This is a genomic window from Staphylococcus pasteuri (assembly GCF_030547725.1).
Lineage (GTDB): Bacteria > Bacillota > Bacilli > Staphylococcales > Staphylococcaceae > Staphylococcus > Staphylococcus pasteuri.
Genome location: NZ_JAUOQO010000411.1, coordinates 1 through 266, shown reverse-complemented (window position 1 = coordinate 266; position 266 = coordinate 1). Strand labels below are relative to the sequence as shown.

1 protein-coding gene is annotated in these 266 nt (G+C 27.8%); it reads left to right on the top strand.

The genetic code is table 11. The annotated features are described in order from the left end of the window. Positions 1-266 (top strand): hypothetical protein (locus tag Q4528_RS14185; RefSeq protein WP_303522261.1); only part of this gene is annotated, 266 nt, incomplete at both ends.

Genomic DNA, 266 nt, shown 5'->3' with positions numbered 1-266 from the left:
TGGTAAACCTATGATTAGAGTTTTAAATCCTTTATTTATTGGATTTCATAAATCACCTGATGTTGAAAGAGTAGAAAAAGGAGATTATTGTTATTATAGACGTACTATTACTACTGTTGATTTAATTACTAAATATGGTGAGAAATTAACACCAGAAGAATTTCAAAGATTAGGTGTATATCATACTGCATTATCAGCTTATGATAAAAGATTTGATGTTCAAGGTGGTACTGCTACATCTGTTAGAAATAATTTAGATGAAGAAA